This is a genomic window from Accumulibacter sp., assembly GCF_032229525.1.
Classification (GTDB): Bacteria; Pseudomonadota; Gammaproteobacteria; order Burkholderiales; family Rhodocyclaceae; genus Accumulibacter.
The window spans coordinates 2,262-21,219 of the sequence record NZ_JAVTWB010000228.1 but is presented as its reverse complement, the minus strand read 5'-3'; the positions used below and the strand labels follow the sequence as shown (position 1 = coordinate 21,219).

The following is an 18,958-nucleotide window of genomic DNA, read 5'->3' as shown; positions in this document are numbered from 1 at the left end:
CGCAATCTGGAAACTAGAGAAAAGGCTGCCAGGAGAACCCGAATGAACACCACCCTCACCGATGAACAAATGCTGGCGATCACGGAGCGCGCACACCACGAGCGCAATATCGTCCTCCGCCAGATCATGGTGGCGATCGTGCACAAACCACTGGAGTGGATGACCCAGGGCGTCGAGATACTGCGCGAAGCATTGTCGATGGCGCCGACGCCACACCCGACGGAAACAACGAGAAAACACGCCTGACCGCGCGCCGGGCGGCAGCGCCCGCCAGTTGGATGCAGGCCGGCCGATACCGGCCGTGACAGGTGCTCGGGCGGCAAGTACCATGTCCCTCCGGATACAGCCGCCCGACACAGGCCAGACGCCATGCCCAGAATCGAAGTTCAACTGCCCGAGCGTTTCGCCTTCGCCACCGAGGTGACCCTTTACCTGAGCCACATGAATTATGCCGGCCACCTCGACAACGCATTGCTCCTGTCAGTGGTATCGGAGGCACGGGTACGCTTTTTCAAATCCCTCGGCTATACCGAGCTCGATGTCGAAGGAATCGGCATTGCCGTGGCCGACGCTGCCGTGCAGTACAAGTCGGAGGCTTTTCACGGCGAAGTGATGGTCGTCGGCATGGGCGCCGGCGATTTCAGCAGCAAGGGCTGCGACCTGCTGTGGTCGATGCACGAGAAGTCGAGCCAACGCGAGGTCGCGCGCGGCAAGACCGGCATCGTCTTCTTCGATTACGCATCGCACAAGGTGGCGCCGGTACCGGACAGCTTCCGCGCCCGCAGCGGCGGCTGATCAATCCGCAGGACCGCCGTTCAAGCGGGCGCATACTCCCGAACCAGCCGTTTCTGCAGATAGGCGACCTGTTTCAGCGCCTCCTTCAGGATCAGCCGATCGAGTTCGTGCAGTTCATCGGGATCGACCCGGTTGGACACGCTATCGGCACCGCTATTTACCTGCTGCTGGAGCCTGAGGCGCTGGATGTGCTGGAAGGCATCGATCAACGCGGCCATGTCGTTAGCGCCGATGCCGATCTGTTCCCCGGTGACACGCAAACGCTCGGCAGTATTGGTATCCGGTATCTGACGGGCCAGTGCATAAACGCGTGCGGCGTCGACGAAGGGGCGCGAACCGTGCTTTTTCAGATCGATGGTGTGCGGGAAATCCTTGTCGAGATCGGTGCGGAATCCCTTCCACCAGTTGAGCGGCGACTCCCAGTTCAAGGTGTTTTCGACCATCGCGCGCAGGAAGATCGGGTACGCGTGCGCTCTGGCCAGCAGCCAGCTACGCAGGTCGTTGGCCAGCGACTCCTGTCCGTACAGGCCGCGCAGATCGAAAAAGATGCTCGAATTGAGCAAGGCCTCGGGTTGCGGGCTCTCCAGCCAGCCGGAGAAAGCCGCGCGCCATTCGTCGGTGGACAAGCACCACTGGGGATTGCTGGCCATGATATGCCCCTTGCACAAGGGGAAACCGCAGGCATCGAGCGCCTCATTGACGGCCCGTGCGAAAGGCAGGAAGGCTTCACGCAGAACCGCCGCCTGCTGGTCGGAGTCGGCAGCGAAGATCAGGCCATTGTCCTGGTCGGTGGCCAGCGTCTGCTCCAGTCGCCCCTCGGAACCGAATACCAACCAGCACCATTGCACGTACGGCAGATCGAATGCACCGGCCACCAATTCGATCACCTGCAGCGTCAGCAGATCGTTGAGAGAGGAAAGGCGATTGCACAGGGCGTCGGCACTCACCCGTTCGGCGACCAGGCGGCAGACAAGGGCACGAATTTCACCGGCCAGGGCGATCAGCGTCGGCAGGTCGCGTGCCGCGAGGATCGATTTCACCAGATCGGTGCTCTGCGCCCCCGGCAGGGTATACAAATCGGCCTGCGAAACGAGATTGAAATAGCTGCCGTCCGCCTCGGTGAGCACCAGATGGTGCACCCCGCGACGCACCATCACGACACTGGCCTGGTGTGCGGTACTGTCGGCCGGCATGGTAATCAGGCCGCCGGTCATCACCGTGGCAATCGGTGCCTGCAGATCACCGGCCTCGATGGCCACCCGGCGCAAGACGTCATGCAGGGTGATGATACCCAATGGCACCCGACTACGCTCATCGACCACCACCACCGCATCCCCACGTGCCTGGTCCAGCAGCAGCATGGTCTCGCGCACGCTGGTCGACGGCCCGACCGTCAGCGGCTCCCCGCGGACCAGGTGCCGGAGAGCGACATACGGCGAGAACGGCGCCGCGCGCAGCCCCTGCTCTTCAGTACTTGAGTCGGGCATGGTAGGTCCTCTCACTGGCTTCGCGTGCCTGACGCAGCGTCGTGATCCCCATTTCGGCCAACAAGGGCAGCATCTTCAAGAAAACTTCACCAGTCACCATGGCGTCGCCCAACGCCGTGTGGCGTCCGAATACCGAAACGCCGAGTCGTTCGGCAATCGCTTCCAGGCGGTGTGTATTCTGGTTGGGCTGCAGGACGGCCGACAGCAACAGGGTATCGAGCACCGGGTGGTCGAAACGCACACCGCTCTGCCTCTCCTTCAGTTGCAGGAAGCGCATGTCGAAAGCCGCGTTGTGGCCGACCATCACGGTGTCGGCACAGAACGCGTGAAAAGGGGGCAGGACGGCTGCGATGACCGGCTGCCCGACCAGCAACTCCCGCGTAATGCCGTGAACCTTGACCGATTGCGGCGACAGTGCGCGGCGCGGATCGATCAGCTGGTCGAAGCACTCGTGGCGCAAGAGGCGACGATTGACGATCCGGGTCGCACCGATCTGGATGATCTCGTCGCCTTCGGAAGGCTGCAGGCCGGTCGTTTCGGTATCGAAGACGGTGTACGACAATTCCGCGAGGGATCGATCATCGAGCTCATGGCTACCCGAAGACCAGTGAAAAATATCGAAATCGTAGAATTCGGGACGTTCACCCTCAGCCGCCGGCACGATCGCACGCGGCAGGTCTTTTGGCGCCTCGGCCGCTGGCAGCATGGTCCGGAAAAAAGCCCGGTGTGAAACGCGTTCGCGCTGAAACCAGATTTCGCCATTGCAGCGCTCGATCACATCCACCACGCTGAGCGGCGACGATTCGCTGCCGATATTCATCGGATCCTGCAACCAGCTCATCGCCACTTCGTTGTTCATGAAGGTGCCGACCCAGTACAGATCAAGCTGTGCCAGATCCCCGCTGCGCTTCAGCGAGAGACGCACGTCGCGGACCTCGTACTCGTCCTGCAAGCGCAAGGCGAGATAGCGCAGAGCCTGCAGCAGTCCGAAACTATCAACGCGCAGCCACAGGCTCTCGTCGACATCCTCCGTTTTCACCACCAGCGGGCGATGCTCGCCGTGACCTTGCTCACCAATCCGCCGCGCGGCGACGGCGAGCAATTCCACACCAAGAATTTCCTCCAGCAACCAGCGCTCGCGCAAATCGTTCGAGAAGGCTGCTGCCGCTTTCTCGAACTGGGCCGACAGCGCCCCCGCCTCGTCGCGGATGACGCCAAGGAATCGATCGCGCTGCCGGGGCGCCATGTCCGAGAAATCGGAAAGCATTTCGGCGGCCGCGCGCAGGCTCCCCAGCGGACCTCGTCCGCCCTCGATCAGTGACTGGATCAACTCGTCGCGGCGCGCGTGCCGTTCGTTGGTCTGCGTCACGTCCTCGAGGACCAACACGAAACCGGTCACCGGCAGGTCGCCGACCAATGCTCCGGGTTGACCATCGCCACCCAGCACCGGCGACATATGAGCGCGCAACAGGCGCCCGGCACGCGTTGCGGTGACGAACTGCGCCGAGCCGATGGCTTTCTTGCCATCCCCGCCCGCCTCGTCGCGAGCTACCGGCTGCAAACGCTCCAGGGCATGCTCGATGAGCGCCCTGTCGAATACCGTATAGATCGAACGGCCGAGACCGAGCAGTTCGGCATTGCTGCCATCAGGTCCGGCGGAGAGCGCCTGCTTGGCCCGCTGGTTATAGAGCAGCACCCGGCCATCGAGATTGCAGACCACCACGCTCTGGCTCAAGTCGGCCATCAGCGCCGCCAGGCGGCTGCGCTCCTCCTCAAGCGAGGCGCGTGCTTCACGCACGCGCTCGGCGACATCGTTCTCGAGGGCATCGCGCGCAGCCAACAAATGATTGGCGGCCTGCCCCAGCGCGCGCAGTTCGTCGGTCGCCGGCTCGGTCAAGCGCAGACCGGTATGGGCGGTCATTGCTGCCAGGTCTTCGGCCATCCGTAGCGGCGCGTTGACATAGCGCGCGTACCAGCTCGACAGCACCCGATAACTCACCGCACAGGCGGCCAGTGTGAGCAGCACGAGGGCCACGATTCTCCCGCCTTGCAAGCTGCCATCAGCGCTACCGTCAGCACCGCCGGTCAGGATCACCGCTATCGTGGCGAGCACCACCGCCAGCAGGAATAGGCTGACCAGCGCCGCCGCCTGAACCAGCTTGGCCGGGGCCTTCACCTACATCTCCAGGAGCCTGCGCACCTCGGCCAGTAGCTCCTTGGTCGAGAATGGCTTGGTCATGTAGCCGTCAGCACCGAGACCGAGCCCTTTGCTGACTTCGGTGTCACGTCCCTTGGCGGTCAGCATCAGGATGCGCGTGGCGCTCAAGTCTGGATCGGCGCGCAGTGCCTGGCAAACATCGAAGCCGTTCATCTTGGGCATCATCACATCGAGCAGAACGAGCTCGGGTCTCTCGGCGCGCACCTTGGCCAGCGCCTCTACCCCATCGCTGGCCACCAGAACCTCGAAACCTTCTCGCCGCAGCAGAAACTCGATCGAAATGACAATGTTTTGCTCGTCGTCGGCAATCAGAATCTTCTTGCTCATCAACACTCCGCTCATGTATGAACTACGCTAAACGAACTACACCCCCCCGGCCTGGCACCGCCGTTTGCCGCTAAGCCGGCGCAAACGGCAAGGTAAAACGAAACGTGGCACCCTCACCCGGTACGCTCTCCACCCACAGCTCGCCGCCGAAGTGCTCGACAATGCGACGACTGATCGGCAGTCCAAGACCCGTCCCGGATGGCTTGGCGGTCATCGAGTCGCCGACCTGGCGAAACTTTTCGAACACCAGTTGCTGATCTTCCGAGCGAATCCCGGGCCCATTGTCGGCAACGCTGACCTCCAGCCCATCGTCCAGCTTGCGCAGAGCGACCCGAATCCGGCCGCCGCTCGGGCTCAGGAACTTTACCGCGTTGGACAGCAGATTCAACATCACCTGGATCAGGCGGTCCCGGTCGGCCAGGATCAGTGGCAGATTATCGGGCAGATCGAGCTCCAGGTGCGCCCCTTTCTCACGCAAGAGCTGGCTGGTCGCGGCGATCGACTGTTCGATGACCTCCTTCAACTCGAGCTCGCAGCTGTTCCAGTCGGCTCGACCAGACTCGATCTTCGCCAGGTCGAGGGTCTGGTTGATCAGCCGTGTCAGACGTTCCGTTTCGCTGACGATCAAGCCGAGAAAACGTTCCCGGTCGGCCAGATGCATCTTCGGATCGTCACGCAGCAGCTCCGAGAAGGCGCGGATCGAGGTCAGCGGCGTGCGCAGTTCATGCGTCACCGACGACATGATGTCGTCCTTGACGCGATCGAGCTCCTGCAAGCTTTCGTTGGCCGCCTGTAGTTCCAGGGTCGCCGCGGTAAGCTCGCGCGACTTGCGCTCCAGCGCGCGGCTATAGGTACGCAACTGCGAAGCTTCGTCGAGAATATGCATCACCTCCTCGATACTGAGCGGCTCCTCCTTGGCGACCGAAGCGACCATCACACGCGCGGACGCACTGCCGATGGCGCCAGCGAGCAGCGATTCGGCGAACTGCACCAGTTTGGCATCAGCCTCCGGGGTGGCATCGCTGTCACTTCCGTGTCGGCGGGCAAAGGCAGTAAAAGCCGATTGCGCACGCAGCGGCCCGAGAAAGCGTCCGACCAATTCCTGCAGATCACTCACTTGCGCACGGCCACGCCACAACACCGCACCGCCCTGTCCGGTTTCCGTCAGAGCGTCGACAAACAAGGTGGCCTGCGTCGCCTCGGCGACCATCGGCGGCCGCAGTAGCGACACCCCGACATAAGCGCCAATGTTGGCCAGGAAACTCCAGAAGAGGCAATGCGAGATCTGGTCCATGCCGGTCAGGCCGAACAATTGCTGCGGTCGCAACAGCTCGATCCCAAAAAACCCTTGCATCAGAAAATCACCGGGAAGCCAGCCGGACTTGGCAAATGACGGCAATAGCAGGGTGTAGCCCCAGACCACGAAACCAGCCGACAGGCCCGCCAGGGCGCCGCCACGGGTGCCACCTCGCCAATACATGCCGCCGATCAGCGCCGGGGCGAATTGGGCGACGGCCGAGAAACTGATCAGGCCGATGGCCACCAGCGCGTAGGCCTCGCCGGCCAGCCGGAAGTAGAGGTAACCGAGCAGCAGGATGACCACGATGGCGCCGCGCCGAATGCCGAGCAGCAAGCCGGACAGGTCCTTGGACTCTTCGAGCGCCGACCGCTTGTGGTGCAGCAGCAAGGGCATCACCAGGTCGTTGCAGACCATCGTCGACAGGGCGATGGTTTCGACGATGACCATGCCGGTCGCCGCCGACAGGCCGCCGACGAAGACCAGCAGCACCAGCCCCTCCTGGCGCTGCGACATCGGCAAGGTGAGCACGAAAGTATCGGCATCGACGCCCTGCCCGGCAAAGTGCATCAGCCCGCCAAGGGCGATCGGCAGGACGAAGATATTTATCAACAGCAGGTACAGCGGGAACAGCCACGCGGCACGCCGCAGGTGCTCCTCGTTGACGTTTTCGACGACCGCGACCTGAAACTGACGCGGCAGGAAAAGGACCGCCAATGCCGACAGCACGACCAGCGAAAACCAGCTGGTATAGCCCTCGCCGGATGGAATAGCGGTCATCAGCTGTCGTAGTTCCTGGCTTGCCTGGGCGTGGTCGAAGATATCGCCGAAACCGTCGTAGATGCCATAGGTCACGAAAATGCCGACGGCCAGGAAGGCCACCAGCTTGACGCCCGACTCGAGCGCAATTGCCGCCACCATGCCCTCGTGACGTTCGGTGGCGTCGAGATGGCGGGTCCCGAAAACAATGGTGAACGCCGCCAGGATGAGCGCTATGTAGAAGCTGATATCCGCCGCCACCGACATCGTCGCGCTGCGATGTGGCATGACGATAGCCGGGTAGCTGAGCAGCAGGCTGACGGTGCTGGAGACAGCCTTGAGCTGCAGAGCGATATAGGGAATGATGCCGATCACGGCGATGATCGTCACCAGGCCACCGAGGCCATGGCTCTTGCCATAGCGTGAGGAGATGAAATCGGCGATCGACGTGATGCGGTTGGCCTTGACGATACGGATCATCTTGAGCAGCACGATCCAGCCCAGGGACATCGTCAGCGTCGGGCCCAGGTAAACCGGCAGGAAGCCGATACCGGAGACAGCGGCGCGCCCAACGCTGCCATAGAAAGTCCAGGTGGTGCAGTAAACCGCCATCGACAGCGCATAGATGGTCGGATTGGCGATGATCGACCGTCCCTGATCGGCGCGCCTGTCACCCCACCAGGCGACGGCAAACAACATCCCGAGATAGAACAGCGAGACGGCGATGACTACCGGGGCTTCAAGCATCGTCGCCTACGTCACGCGACGTTCGACGGCCCAGGCCATCAAAACAATGACCACCACCCAGGCGGCAAAGATGTACGCATAGAGGAGAGGAATCTCGAAGACTTCGGTCGGCCGGTCGAACAGCGACAGCAACGGATAGTTGAACAGCACGCAGCCCATCAGGAAGGCTGCTATCAGTCGATCACCAGCGAGTATCCTGCGCTGCATGTCATCCTCCCGCCTCGCGTGAGATTGGCACCGGGATGCGTCAGGCTACCGGAACCACTCTCCACCACGTCGTCAATTGGGGTCGTGCAGCGGCTATACTGCCCGCCGTCGCCCGTTCTTCGAGGAAAAACGCCCCATGATCCGCTCCGCTCTCGACTGGCAGCCGCGCGTTGCAGGCAATGCCTACTCCGATATTCGTTACGACTTTGCCGAAGGCATCGCCCGCATTGTCATCAATCGGCCCGAGCGACGCAATGCCTTTCGACCGGAAACCGTTGCGCAACTGATCGATGCCACCCACCAGGCGCAGTTCGACCCGGCGGTCGGCGTGATCATTCTCACCGGCGCGGGGCACCAGGCTTTCTGCTCGGGTGGCGACCAGACGGTGCGCGGCGACGATGGCGGCTACCACGACGAATCCGGGATGCCGCACCTCAACGTGCTCGACCTGCAGATGCAGATTCGCCGCTGCCCGAAACCGGTGGTGGCCATGGTCGCCGGTTTTGCCATCGGCGGCGGCCACGTGCTGCATCTGGTCTGCGACCTGACCATCGCCGCCGACAACGCCCGCTTCGGGCAGACCGGCCCGCGCGTCGGCAGTTTCGACGCCGGTCTCGGCGCCGGCCTGATGGCACGCACCATCGGCATGAAGCGGGCCAAGGAAATCTGGCTGCTCTGCCGCCAGTACGACGCGCAGGCGGCCCTGAGCATGGGCCTGGTGAATACCGTCGTGCCGCTCGCCGAACTCGAGGAAGAGACCGTGCGCTGGTGCCGCGAAATGCTGCAGCTTTCGCCGATGGCGCTGCGCATGATCAAGGCCGGCTTCAACGCCGATACCGATGGACTGGCGGGAATCCAGGAACTCGCCGGCAACGCCACCGGGCTCTTCTACATGACCGAAGAAGGGCAGGAAGGGCGCAACGCCTGGCTCGAAAAGCGGGCGCCCGATTTCTCCAAATATCGGCGGCGACCCTAGCCACTCGGTCACCCGAGCGATTCAGCCACGCACCAGCCGCAGCGAGTGCGATGAAGATCACTGCCGCCGCCGTCCATCATTATCGACTGCCTTTGCGCGCCAACTGGTTGACTGCAGCCGGCGCTTTCGGCGAGCGCGAAGGCTGGCTGCTGCGCCTCGACACCAACAGCGGTGCCAGGGGCTACGGGGACTGCGCCCCATTACCGGGGAGCGCAGCGGAAACACCCACGTGCACCGAGGCTCATTTGCGGATGCAAGCGCGACGCCTGATCGGCATGCGGGCGATCGATGCACTGCAGGCCATCGAGCCCCACCCGGGCGGTCTACCGGCGGTCCGCCTGGCGATCGAAACCGCGCTGCTCGACCTCACCGCGCAAGCGGCTGGGCTGCCGCTTGCCGCCTACCTGCGCGCCGGGCAGCGACCGCTCGACCACGATCGCCGACCACCGACCGGCGTAGCGGTCAACGCGGCACTGGGCAGCGTCAGCCGGGTTGACCACGAGCGGGTACGAGGTGCCTGCGAGCAGGGCTTCCCGGTCCTCAAACTCAAGGTCGGGATGGCTTCGATCGACAGCGAAATCGCCCAGCTACGACGCCTGGCGACGCTGCTGCCGCCGGAGGTCCAGTGGCGACTTGACGCCAACTGCGCCTGGAGCAGCGGCGATGCCGAACGTTTCCTGCGCGCCAGCGCCGAGCTGCCGGTAGAGATGATCGAAGAACCCCTGGCGCAGCCGACGCTGCAGCAGCTGCAGACCTTGCAAGCGGGAACGACGATTGCCCTGGCGATCGATGAATCGGCGTCCGTTCTCGGCCTCGAGCAAATCCTGAGCAGGAGACCGGTACGCCGCCTGGTGATCAAACCACCACGCCTCGGCGGCCTGCTGCCGGCCTTTGACCTGGCTCGCCGAGCGGCCAGCGTCGGTCTCGAATGCGTCGTCACCAGCAGCATCGAGAGTGCCTGCGGGGTGACCGCAGCGGCCCATCTCGCCGCCGCCATCGACAATCGGCTGGCGCACGGGCTGGCGACTTCTTCGTGGCTCGCCACCGACACCGGCTCACCGCCGGCTATCGTCGATGGCCGGCTGATGCTGCCCCGTACCGTCGGACTGGGTTTCATACCCGGTGAGGGAATCGCTTTCGCGGAAGTCGCCGCGCCCTCGTCGGGCTAGGTCTTGAGCCGATAGCCGGTCTTGAAGATCCAGGCAACGACGGCCAGAAATACGCCGAGGAAGAGTAGCGTCATGGCCAGGCTGATGCCAACACTGACGTCGGCCACATCGTAGAAACTCCAGCGAAATCCGCTCACCAGATAGACCACCGGGTTGAACAGGGTGATCGTCTGCCAGATCGGTGGCAGCATGTTGATCGAGTAGAAGCTGCCGCCAAGGAAGGTCAGCGGCGTGATGATCAGCAGCGGCACCAGTTGCAGTTTCTCGAAATTATCGGCCCAGATGCCGATGATGAAGCCGAACAGACTGAAGGTCACCGCCGTGAGCACAAGGAAAAGCATCATCCAGAACGGATGCGCGACATGGAGCGGCACGAACAGCCCGGCCGTCGCCAGGATGATCAGGCCAAGGATCATCGACTTGGTGGCCGCGGCGCCGACATAGCTGGCCGCGATCTCCAGATAGGAAACCGGGGCCGACAGCAGCTCGTAGATCGTCCCCGTGAATTTGGGAAAGTAGATGCCGAAGGAGGCGTTGGAAACGCTCTGCGTCAGCAGCGACAACATGATCAGCCCCGGCACGATGAAAGCGCCATAGCTGATGCCCTCGATTTCGTCGATACGCGAGCCGATCGCCGCGCCGAAAACGACGAAGTACAGCGAGGTCGAAATCACCGGCGAGACGATGCTCTGCAGCAGCGTGCGGCGGGTACGCGCCATCTCGAAAAGGTAAATCGCGCGCATGGCGTGCCAGTTCATTTGGCGTCCTTCATCAGGCTGACGAAAATGTCTTCGAGCGAACTCTGCGTGGTGTGCAGATCCTTGAAGACGATCGCCGCGTCGTTCAAATCCTTGAGCAAAGCGACGATGCCGGTGCGCTCACCTTGCGCGTCGAAGGTATAGACCAGCTCGTTGCCATCGCTGGACAACTCGAGCTGGTAGGCCGCCAGCCCCGGCGGAATATGCTCCAGCGCGGTCTGCAACTGCAGCGTCATCTGCTTCTTGCCCAACTTGCGCATCAGCTCGGCCTTGTCGTCGACCAGGATGATCTCGCCCTTGCTGATCACTCCGATACGGTCGGCCATCTCCTCGGCTTCGTCGATGTAATGGGTGGTCAGGATGATCGTCACCCCGGTGGCCTGGAGCGCGCGCACCAGTTGCCACATGTCGCGCCGCAGGTTGACGTCGACTCCCGCCGTCGGCTCGTCGAGAAAGAGAATTTCCGGCTCGTGCGACAGCGCCTTGGCGATCAGCAGGCGACGCTTCATGCCACCGGAGAGGGTCATGATCTTGCTGTCCTTCCGTTCCCACAGCGACAGATCGCGCAGCACCTTTTCGAGGTAGGCGGGATTCGCCGGCTTGCCGAACAGGCCACGGCTGAACGACACCGTTCCCCACACCGACTCGAAGGCATCGGTGGTCAGTTCCTGCGGGACGAGACCGATCATCGCGCGGGCGGCACGGTAGTCGGCGACGATATCGTGCCCATCGACGCGCACGCTGCCGGTGCTGGCATTGACGATGCCGCAGATGATGCTGATCAGCGTTGTTTTCCCTGCGCCGTTGGGGCCGAGCAAGGCGAAGATCTCGCCACGGCGAATGTCCAGATTGACGCTCTTCAGCGCCTGGAAGCGCGAGTCGTAGGTCTTGGAGAGTTCGGATACGGAGATGATGTTTTGCATCGGTGCGACGATAGCAGATCGCGGCGATTCGTCCAAAACCCACCGGCAAGCAAGAGCCATCGCCGCTCCGGCCGAGCAGCAGGCAGACTCGAGAAACCTCCCCCCGTATCTCGCTCGCTTCAAGGCCTTCCCTGGTACACGATCTCCGGAAGCACCAGTTCCCACTCAGGCATGCGCAGCTGCCCTGCCTCATGCTCCTGCTGCTTGCGAACCACGATCGCTGCAACACGCACCTCAGTGATCTCCCCTTTCGGCAGCGTAAAGCGCTGGGCCAACCTGGTAACCGCCACGCCTGACGTATCGGCGACCTCCCATCCAGGCTTGCCGTCTGACCTGGGCCTCAGCATCAAAGCATCCCCATACTCCAGTTGACGTAGCGCCCGATGAATTGGCGCCTTGGGCCCGAAATACCCTGGCCACGACAGGACGACCAGCTCTGGAGTGGCCGTCCAGATCCGTTGATCGAGGCGCTCCGCCATCGCTATCGGCTCGGGCCGCGAGCGCAGCACCAGGTCGTTACAGGAGCGGATGAAACGATGGCCGCCTGCGACTTGCTCGCAGAGCGTAAGCGTCATACGGGCGCGCGTCATGGCCACGTAACAGAGGCGGCGCTCGTCGTCAGAGCCATCGCCCCAGCCCCCGCCGTCGAGAATCAGGACATGATCGAATTCGAGCCCCTTGGCACGATGGGCGGTGAGAAGCATCAACGGGCCGTTGGCAGCAAATGCGCTGCGGCTGCCTGAAGCGAATTCATACAGCCCTTCGATCAGGTCTGATACGACCCGCTCACACCCCGGCGCAAGCGCTTCGCTCTCGAGAATGAACTGCGCCAGCGCTGCCTGCGCAGGATGGTCGATCAGATCGCCGACCTGGTGCTTGAAGCGGTGGCGGAACCAGCGCGCAAGCGTATCGGGCTTGAGGATGACGCGATGATGGCCGGCATGCCGCCGATCGCCTCTGAGCAGGGAAAGCAGCGCATTGCCTTCGCGCGTCGTGTGCAAATCGGGGACATGCTCGTCCCGCATCAGGCGATACGGAATTCCACGCTGCCGGCAAAGGGCCGCCAGCGGCTCCAGTCGCTCCCAATGGCGAGCGATCACCGCGAAGCGTCCCCAATGGCCACCCCCTTCGGGCTGCAGCTGGTTCAAGCGCTCCAGTTCGGCGAGCGCATGGCCGACTTCCTGCACATTGTCGCGTGGCACCTCGAGAACATGCACCCGGCCCTGGGCAAGCGGATCCCGCCCGGCAAACTCCCCGCCAGCGGCCTGGTCACGGCGCGCGTGATTGATACGCAACAGCTGATCGGTCTTCATCCGCTCCCTTGCGCCGGAGATCACCCGGTTGGCGCAGTCGATGATGTGCTTCGAGGATCGATAGTTCTCGACCAGATGGAAGCGCCTGGCCTGGTAGTCGCTTTCGAACTGGCGGATGAAGCGGACGTTGGCGCCGCCAAAGGCATAAATGTTCTGGTCGTCATCGCCGGCGACGAGCAGCGATAGCCGATCCTCCTCCGAATTCAGGGTCCGCCCGGCCACCGCGCTGATCAGCGCAAAGTGCTCTGCATTGACGTCCTGGTATTCATCGACGAGAAGATGGCGTAGTCCTGCGAGCAGCCGGTCCCGCTGAACGGACGGACCGACATCGTCCCCCTGCTCCGCCCGCTTGAGCATCGCGGTGGCCCTCTTGATCACCGCATCGAACTGGATCGGCTCGCCACGTTCTGCAGCCACGGCGTAGCTCGTTCCCGTCAGGCGCAAGGCGAGGCCGTGCAGTGTCTGGACGCTGACGCCAGCGGCATCCGGCCCGATCAACTGCCAAAGGCGGCGTTTGACCTCAACCGCAGCCGAACGGTTGTAGGCGAGAACCATCACTTCCTCGGGCAGAACCATGCACTCACGCAATAGCCAGGCGACCCGATGGACGATCACCCGGGTCTTGCCCGAACCCGGCCCGGCCAAGACCAGATGATTGCCGTCCAGTGGTGCGGCGACGATGGCTTGCTGCTCGGGGTTTCGCAGGTCGGTCAGAATCCGCCGGTGAGCCGCTTCGGTGGTGGCCATGTCGAGGACTTCCTTGCGCCCGGCAAAGTAGCGACCGACGAATTCGTCGCGATCGAGGCTGAAGTAATCGATGATCAAGGACATCGCGGCCTGGATCTTGCGCAGCGCGAGGCGTGCGTACTCGGCCATGACATGGACCTGAATGATCTTGTCCTGGTAGTGCAGCGCCAGTTCGGCGTAGTCCGATTTCTTGAACTGCCGGCGACGTGCCTCCGCATTGAGCTCGATGGTCATGGCCGCCCGGAAGACTGCCTTGCCCTTCGACAGGTGGAGCACCTCGTTGGTATCGAGATAGAGCAGCGCCGCGGCCAGCGCGGAGGTCCAGTCTCGCACCTCGAGATCCTGAAGGGTGAGGTCGCCTTGCAGCGCCGCCTCCAGGTCGCCCTGTTTTGCGGTCACGACCAGATTGTTACCCTGCCGTTGGCCCAGGAAATAGGTGACCAGGGCCTGGGCAAGACGCATCCGTTTCTGTCGGATGGTCTCGATTTCCTGCCATGACCGCAAGAGCCGGATGCGCCGGTTGTCGACACCGGCTGGCGCCATGGCGAAGAAACCCCGTTGCCCCGTGCTGCCGCCGAAAGCTTCGGCGAAAGACTTGAGCAGGCGGGTCAGGCGATCCGGGTCGAAATCGGCTTGGGTATCCCGCCGCAGGGTATCGCAGAGCCAGCGCACGTTCAGCACCTGCCAGCTCTCCTGATCGGCATCCGGCGCCAGCTCCCGCAGCTTGGCGACCAGAACGTCCTCGAGTTGGAGCAGGTTGCGGATGCGTTCGGCGGTATCCGGTTCGCGGTAGAGCGTGACACCGATCTCGGTATCGTTGGACAGCAGCCCCAGGCGATCGAGGTCGCGCAGCATCGCCTGGACGATGCGCGACTCCCGTCCGGTGGCGAGCATGATCTCGTCGGTGCTCAATCCCTCGTCATTGGCGGCGTTGAGCAGCAGGGAAAAGATCTTCAGGTAGGGCTCGATGTCGGCCTGCGGCCCCAGCTTCCCGGTCAGGATTCGTTGCGCTTCCGCGAGGTCGCCAACCAGGAGACTGCCGGGGAAGACACGGGTGTGGTTCTCCTGCCGCTGGAGGAGGCGCGCCTCTTCCAGCCAGGCCACGGCGATCCGCACCTTGGTATCGGCATCGCCTGAATCCGGGTCGATACGCTGCTTGTCCGGAATCTCCAGGAGGATCTCGCCGCTGGTGACCACGACGCAGCCGTCGCTCCTGTCCTTGCGCTCGATCATGCGCAATGCCTTGAGGATCGAGTGAATGTCGTGCTGGCTCAAGCGCGAGTTGCGCAGAAGGCGAAACTGCACATCGAGGTCGGCATCGTCGTAAAGAAGAATGCAGTGCGCCGGCTCCTGGTCGCGCCCGGCACGACCTGCTTCCTGAAGGTAGTTCTCCAGGGAACCCGGGGTATCCAGATGGATCACCAGGCGCACATCCGGCTTGTCGACGCCCATCCCGAACGCGTTGGTCGCCGCGATCACCCGAAGCTTGCCGCGGATGAACGTTTCCTGAACCGTGCGCTTGTCCTGGGGCAGCATCCCGCCGTGGAAGTATCCGCAATCCATGCCGGATTGCTGCAGAAAGTTGGCGAGTTCCTCGACGGTCTTCTGCCGTGCGCAAAAGACGATTGCCCCACCCTCTTCCTTCAAAGCCTCACGCAGTAGCCGAAGCACCTCGGCGTACTTGGCCTGGACCGGTACCGAGCGCACTTCATACAGCAGGTTCTCACGCTTGACCCCACCTTCCAGGGTTTCCAGCCTGACGCCGAGATGCTTCTCGAAATGCGCGCGGATATCCGCGACGACAGCCGGCTTCGCCGTGGCGGTGAAACCGAAGATCGCAGACGGCTGGTCTTTCTGACGCGCCTTGATGAAACGGGAAACGTAGAGATAGTCCGGGCGGAAATCGTGCCCCCACTTCGATAGGCAATGCGCTTCGTCGAATACCCAGGCCGCGATCTGCCGGTGCATCAAGGCGTTGGCAAACGCGATACTGCGGAACTGCTCGGGTGCGACGAAGATCAGTCCGAGATCGCCCAGGCGAAGCTTGTCCAGCATCAGCCGTCGCTCGAGCGGGGTCAGCAGGCTGTTGAGGTAGCCGGCACAGGTGATTCCACGCGCTTCAAGGTTGTCGACCTGATCCTTCATCAGGGATTGCAGCGGCGAGATGACGACCGTCAGGCTGCCGTTGCGGTAGTAACGCGCCAGTGCCGGCAACTGGTAGCACAGCGATTTGCCGCCACCGGTCGGCAGGATCGCCAGCGATGGCTTGCCGGCAAAGCCATTTTCGACGATGGCCTGCTGCAGCGATTTGCCTTCCGGCGTCGTCGGCGATGAGCGGAACTGCGTGATGCCCGGGAAATACCGGGGCAAGAGTTCATGCAGATCATGCTGCGCCCTGCACCAGCGACAGTCTGGATCGCCACACGGGGTATCGCGGAGCAGTCTGATCGCTTCTCCGGCCTTCGGGAATGACAGTCCCACCCACGGCGGCAGCACCGAGTTGCCGCCAGCGACGCGCAGCCAGGCGAGCACGTAGGCCAGAGGCTTCTGCCATTCGGGATCAGGCAACAGTGCTTCGACAAGCTGCCGTTGCGAGGTCTGGCAGACCTTGCCATCGGTGGCCCGCTGCCAGGCGACCCGTACTTCGGCGAGCGTTGGCCGCAGCGCACGGCGCAGTGTGGCGAAAAAATTGGCAACGCCCTGGCCATCCTGCGGCGCGAGCAGAAAGTGAAGGCACAGCGCCTCGTCAGGGAACTCGGCAACCCGCTGGCGCAAGGCCTCGCTCTGATCAAGGAACAGCTCGTAGGCGAGTTCGGCATCACGAACCGGGTCGTTGCGCGTCGTCGTGCACAGCTTGTAGTCTTTGACCAGGCGGTGATACGGGTTCTGCGGGAAAGCAAGCGGCGACAGCTCCAGCGTATCAATGAGCGGCAGGCGGTGCAGTGCCAGCCCGGGATGCAGCAACTTCAGGGCCGGTTGGTCGAAGGCGACGACGTTGTGTCCGAGAACAAATGCCGCCCCTTCGGTAATTGCATCCAGGCGCTGGACGAGATCCTTTGCCTTTCCGGAGAGCTTGGTTCTGGCGTCGGTATCCGGTCTGAAGGCACCGATTTCGCGCAGGATCATCTGGTCCAGGCGGGCCGTTTCGATATCGACGCACAGGCACTTTGCTCGGTATGGTTCTTGCCTTCGCGGCAAGTGGTCTGTCCCTGACATTCCGCAATTCTATGCGGATCATCATGGGCTATGAAAATCGGATGTTTTCACCCTGAGCCTGAGCTTGGAAGGCGATAAGGTTTTCAACCCGCGCATGGCGGAAAAGAACACTCGCCAGATGATGTTTCACTTGCAGCCTCCGCTAGCCGGCCCGGACATGATCGCAGGGCGTTCCCCGCTCTGGAAACTTCAGCAGCCTCTGGATTTCGCGATCAACGCCGCACTCAACAGCAGTTGCGTAACACCGCGACGGTCTCCTTGCAGTAAAAGCCTCTCGGGACAAGTTCCCAGGGCTAGCTTTGCCGCGCGGGGACGTCAAGAACGCCATTGACCGCGCTGTGGCGGTCCAAGATACTCGGGCTTGTCCGCTTGCCACCCCCAAACCCGATCCCGATTCTATTTTTCTGACCAAGAGGCCCGACATGAAATCCCTGCTATCGGCGTTTGTTCTGATTGTGTTGCTGACCGCAGCGGAGGCGCGCGCTCAAGCCGAGTTTCCGCTTGCCGGGACAGAAGTGCCGGCGATGAAAGGCATCGAAGAACAGCTGCTGGCATTCATGAAGAAATGGAATGTTCCGGGTGGCCAGCTTGCGGTTGCCAAGGACGGAAAGCTGGCCTATTCGCGGGCCTTCGGGTATGGCGACCGCGATAACAGGATTCCGGCCTTGCCGAGCAATATGTTCAGGATAGCGAGCGTTTCCAAGTCGATTACCGCTGTCGCGGTAATGAAGCTGATACAGGATGGGAAGATCAAGCTCGACGACAAGGCGCTTGCCATTCTGAACGACTTTGCGCCGCCGGGCGGCCAGGTGAAGGATTCCAGATGGAATGACATTACCGTCGAAATGCTGCTCGAGCATCTGGGCGGTTTTTCACTGGAAAATGGCGACCGGCAGGTTACGTATCTGAGAAAGGCCGCCGACGCGTTCGCAGCGCCTCGGCCCGCCACAGCAAGGCAGATCGTGGAATACGGGATGGGCGAAATGCTTGATTTCACGCCGGGAACCCGCTACGTGTACTCGAACTTTGGCTATAACATATTGGGCAGAATAATAGAGAAGGTGAGCGGCAAGACATACGAAAAGTATTTGCAGGAGGACATTCTCTCTCCCATGGGAATAACTGATATGCAAATCGCAAAGACAAGGAGAAAAGACAAACTGCCGAATGAAGCCGTCTATTACGGAGACCAGCAATACGAGCCAATGTGGTCGGTTCTCGATGACGCGGTCGACCAGGTGAATTTTCCTTATGGCGGGGATTATTTCATAGAAGTGATGGACGCTCACGGAGGCTGGCTTTCCAATGCGCTTGACCTCGTCAAATTCGTCACCGCAACCGATCCGACAACAGGCCGGCCGCATCCATTGACGCCAAAGACGGTGGAAAACATGCTCGCCAGGCCCCTGTTCATGGCCGATCCGGGCGCAAGGCACTGGTATGGAAAAGGTTGGAACTATGATGCCACGTCGGACGAGTGGAACCACGCCGGCGCCCTCTGGGGAGTGAGCTCTGTTATCGTCAGATATGGCAACGGCGTAACCGTGGCCATCGTGTTCAATTACATTCCGATCATGCAACTGGACGATTTTTTCAGCGAGTTGAAAGCGAATCTGCTGGCGCCACTAGGGAAGATGAAGGGCTCGCTGCCTGAGGGCAGGGAATTCTAGAAAAGCCCGGTCTTTGTTGGCCTGAATGACTTCGCTGGCGACCTGGACCACTTGACCGCCACCTCGCTCTCGCGCACCCCGACCCTTGCCACCATGGTCCCGCGCGCCGCTTTCGCCTGGGTGACCAAGCGGCTGAAGGGCGCGGTGCAAATTCCGTTGATTACCACCAACTGCATCAACACACCCGAAATCGCCGAGGACGTGCTCGCTTCGGGCAGCGCCGACATGGTCTCGATGGCCCGTCCCTTCCTCGCCGACGCCGATTTCGTGAACAAGGCGGCAGCCAACAGGCGCGACGAGAACCAAACCTGCATCGCCTGCATCGCCTGCATCGCCTGCATCGCCTGCA

13 protein-coding genes and 1 pseudogene are annotated in these 18,958 nt (G+C 62.3%); 6 read left to right on the top strand and 8 right to left on the bottom strand.

The features are described 5' to 3' along the window. The first annotated feature begins 42 nt into the window (after positions 1 to 42). Entirely contained in the window at positions 43 to 246 is a 204-nt protein-coding gene (locus RUW20_RS18220) for a hypothetical protein (RefSeq protein WP_313953641.1), read from the top strand. A 123-nt stretch (positions 247 to 369) separates the two neighbouring features. Beyond that, complete coding sequence (locus RUW20_RS18215) at positions 370 to 795, top strand: thioesterase family protein (protein ID WP_313953640.1); 426 nt, start codon at positions 370 to 372, stop codon at positions 793 to 795. A 20-nt stretch (positions 796 to 815) separates the two neighbouring features. Here RUW20_RS18215 and RUW20_RS18210 read toward each other — a convergent pair whose 3' ends face one another. The 5 genes from RUW20_RS18210 to RUW20_RS18190 form a co-directional block, all read right to left on the bottom strand. Beyond that, positions 816 to 2,282, bottom strand: a complete 1,467-nt coding sequence (locus tag RUW20_RS18210; protein WP_313953639.1) for a DUF294 nucleotidyltransferase-like domain-containing protein — start codon at positions 2,280 to 2,282, stop codon at positions 816 to 818. Continuing rightward, positions 2,263 to 4,458 (bottom strand): exonuclease domain-containing protein, encoded by a 2,196-nt coding sequence (locus tag RUW20_RS18205; RefSeq protein ID WP_313953638.1) that lies wholly within the window; start codon positions 4,456 to 4,458, stop codon positions 2,263 to 2,265. Before RUW20_RS18205 ends, RUW20_RS18210 begins: the two co-directional genes overlap by 20 nt. Further along, complete coding sequence (locus RUW20_RS18200) at positions 4,459 to 4,827, bottom strand: response regulator (RefSeq protein ID WP_313953637.1); 369 nt, start codon at positions 4,825 to 4,827, stop codon at positions 4,459 to 4,461. 70 nt (positions 4,828 to 4,897) lie between these two features. Beyond that, a complete protein-coding gene (locus tag RUW20_RS18195; RefSeq protein WP_313953636.1) occupies positions 4,898 to 7,630 on the bottom strand; it encodes a sensor histidine kinase in 2,733 nt (910 codons plus the stop codon). 6 nt (positions 7,631 to 7,636) lie between these two features. Then, entirely contained in the window at positions 7,637 to 7,837 is a 201-nt protein-coding gene (locus tag RUW20_RS18190; protein WP_313953635.1) for a hypothetical protein, read from the bottom strand. A 136-nt stretch (positions 7,838 to 7,973) separates the two neighbouring features. Here RUW20_RS18190 and menB point away from each other — a divergent pair, with 136 nt between their 5' ends. Together menB and menC are read left to right on the top strand one after the other, a co-directional pair. Further along, on the top strand, positions 7,974 to 8,813 hold the full coding sequence (gene menB / locus RUW20_RS18185; RefSeq protein ID WP_313953634.1) for a 1,4-dihydroxy-2-naphthoyl-CoA synthase: 840 nt from the start codon (positions 7,974 to 7,976) through the stop codon (positions 8,811 to 8,813). A 50-nt stretch (positions 8,814 to 8,863) separates the two neighbouring features. Then, positions 8,864 to 9,982, top strand: a complete 1,119-nt coding sequence (gene menC / locus RUW20_RS18180; RefSeq protein WP_313953633.1) for an o-succinylbenzoate synthase — start codon at positions 8,864 to 8,866, stop codon at positions 9,980 to 9,982. On the opposite strand, the gene RUW20_RS18175 is transcribed toward menC, so the two are convergent. From RUW20_RS18175 to RUW20_RS18165, 3 genes are all read right to left on the bottom strand, one after another. Continuing rightward, positions 9,979 to 10,740 carry an ABC transporter permease gene (locus tag RUW20_RS18175; RefSeq protein WP_313953632.1) on the bottom strand — a complete coding sequence of 254 codons (762 nt, stop codon included), beginning with the start codon at positions 10,738 to 10,740 and terminating at the stop codon, positions 9,979 to 9,981. The genes menC and RUW20_RS18175 overlap by 4 nt on opposite strands. After that, positions 10,737 to 11,663: an ABC transporter ATP-binding protein gene (locus tag RUW20_RS18170; RefSeq protein WP_313953631.1), complete on the bottom strand. Its 927-nt coding sequence runs from the start codon at positions 11,661 to 11,663 to the stop codon at positions 10,737 to 10,739. The genes RUW20_RS18175 and RUW20_RS18170 overlap by 4 nt, the downstream gene beginning before the upstream one ends. Positions 11,664 to 11,782: 119 nt before the next feature. Then, positions 11,783 to 16,849, bottom strand: a complete 5,067-nt coding sequence (locus tag RUW20_RS18165) for a RecQ family ATP-dependent DNA helicase (RefSeq protein WP_313953630.1) — start codon at positions 16,847 to 16,849, stop codon at positions 11,783 to 11,785. Between the two features lie 512 nt (positions 16,850 to 17,361). On the opposite strand from RUW20_RS18165, the gene RUW20_RS18160 reads away from it, so the two are divergent. Further along, positions 17,362 to 18,609: a serine hydrolase domain-containing protein gene (locus RUW20_RS18160; protein WP_313953629.1), complete on the top strand. Its 1,248-nt coding sequence runs from the start codon at positions 17,362 to 17,364 to the stop codon at positions 18,607 to 18,609. Positions 18,610 to 18,678: 69 nt separating this feature from the next. Then, positions 18,679 to 18,958 (top strand): annotated as a pseudogene (fadH, locus tag RUW20_RS18155) (NADPH-dependent 2,4-dienoyl-CoA reductase); the annotation flags it as partial.

Coding starts and splice junctions, on each gene's coding strand:
- RUW20_RS18220 (WP_313953641.1), top strand. CDS start 43: ATGAACACCACCCTCACCGATGAACAAATGCTGGCGATCACGGAGCGC.
- RUW20_RS18215 (WP_313953640.1), top strand. CDS start 370: ATGCCCAGAATCGAAGTTCAACTGCCCGAGCGTTTCGCCTTCGCCACC.
- RUW20_RS18210 (WP_313953639.1), bottom strand. CDS start 2,282: ATGCCCGACTCAAGTACTGAAGAGCAGGGGCTGCGCGCGGCGCCGTTC.
- RUW20_RS18200 (WP_313953637.1), bottom strand. CDS start 4,827: ATGAGCAAGAAGATTCTGATTGCCGACGACGAGCAAAACATTGTCATT.
- RUW20_RS18195 (WP_313953636.1), bottom strand. CDS start 7,630: ATGCTTGAAGCCCCGGTAGTCATCGCCGTCTCGCTGTTCTATCTCGGG.
- RUW20_RS18190 (WP_313953635.1), bottom strand. CDS start 7,837: ATGCAGCGCAGGATACTCGCTGGTGATCGACTGATAGCAGCCTTCCTG.
- menB (WP_313953634.1), top strand. CDS start 7,974: ATGATCCGCTCCGCTCTCGACTGGCAGCCGCGCGTTGCAGGCAATGCC.
- menC (WP_313953633.1), top strand. CDS start 8,864: ATGAAGATCACTGCCGCCGCCGTCCATCATTATCGACTGCCTTTGCGC.
- RUW20_RS18175 (WP_313953632.1), bottom strand. CDS start 10,740: ATGAACTGGCACGCCATGCGCGCGATTTACCTTTTCGAGATGGCGCGT.
- RUW20_RS18170 (WP_313953631.1), bottom strand. CDS start 11,663: ATGCAAAACATCATCTCCGTATCCGAACTCTCCAAGACCTACGACTCG.
- RUW20_RS18165 (WP_313953630.1), bottom strand. CDS start 16,849: ATGATCCTGCGCGAAATCGGTGCCTTCAGACCGGATACCGACGCCAGA.
- RUW20_RS18160 (WP_313953629.1), top strand. CDS start 17,362: ATGAAATCCCTGCTATCGGCGTTTGTTCTGATTGTGTTGCTGACCGCA.